This window comes from Stakelama flava (assembly GCF_019351405.1).
In the GTDB taxonomy this organism is placed as follows: domain Bacteria; phylum Pseudomonadota; class Alphaproteobacteria; order Sphingomonadales; family Sphingomonadaceae; genus Sphingomonas; species Sphingomonas flava_A.
The window spans coordinates 1-1,143 of sequence record NZ_JAHWZX010000032.1 but is presented as its reverse complement, the minus strand read 5'-3'; the positions used below and the strand labels follow the sequence as shown (position 1 = coordinate 1,143).

At 65.6% G+C, this 1,143-nt stretch carries 1 protein-coding gene; it reads left to right on the top strand.

Translation table 11 applies throughout. The features are described from left to right. Positions 1–46 precede the first annotated feature (46 nt). On the top strand, positions 47–1,143 hold a 1,097-nt coding region (locus KY084_RS16210), incomplete at its 3' end, for a DUF3363 domain-containing protein (protein ID WP_219239492.1).

Genomic DNA, 1,143 nt, shown 5'->3' with positions numbered 1-1,143 from the left:
TTCCTTTGCGTACCTTCATTTCCTGTTTTGAGCAGGATTTCGTCCGATGGCCGACGACGAGTTCACGCTGTGGCTGGGCCGGATCGGCAACGACCGGCCTTTCGCGCACCAGCTTCGCAAGGCCACCAACCTTGCAGGCGGCAGCGTGCGCAAATCGGCCGTCCGGGCGCGCCGATTCGACGGCAGCCGGATCGGGCGCGGCGCGGGTGTGGGTCGCGTGCTCGGATCGTCCGATCGGTTCGCGGGTATGCGCTCGCGCCGCGTGGTGGTGAAGGTGCGGTTCGTGAAGCTCGCCGGCAAGGGGGCCAAAGCGGCGGTCGCGCATATGCGCTACCTGCAGCGCGACGGCACCACGCGCGAGGGCGAGCGGGGTTCGCTCTATGGTGCTGTCCATGATGTTGCCGACGGCAAGGCGTTCCTCGAACGCGGCAGCGGTGATCGCCACCAGTTCCGGTTCATTGTCTCCGCCGAAGACGGCGCGCAGTATGATGATCTGAAGCCTTTGGTCCGGCGCTGGATGGCGCAGGTCGAACAGGACCTTGGCACGAAACTCGACTGGGTCGCGGTCGATCACTTCAACACCGGCCATCCGCACAGCCATATTCTGCTGCGCGGGGTCGATGATCGCGGCAAGGACCTCATCATCGCCCGGGAATATATCAGCAGAGGTCTCGCCGCGCGTGCCGCCGAACTGGTCAATCTCGACCTCGGCCCGCGCACCGATCGCGAGATATTGGAGGTCCGTCAGCGTGAAATTACGCAGGAGCGGTTCACCGGTATCGACCGCAAATTGTTGCTCGCGCGCGAGGACGACGGGCTGGTTTCGGCATGGCATCGCGACAGCGTCGAGCAGAGCCTGCGCGCCGCGCGGCTCGGAACGCTCGCGCGCATGGGACTCGCGACCGAGGAGGGGGAGGGCCGCTACCGGCTTGATGACGACCTCGAAGCGACGCTGCGCGCGATGGGCAGGCGAGGCGATATCATCGCGACCATGCACGAAACGCTGAAAGCGCGTTCGCCCGAAGTGTCGCCGCGGGATTATGCGATTTACGACCCCGCCGAAGCCAAGCCGCTGGTCGGACGCGTGGTCACCCGAGGCCTCGCCGACGAACATCGCGACCGCCATTATCTGATCGTCGCGGG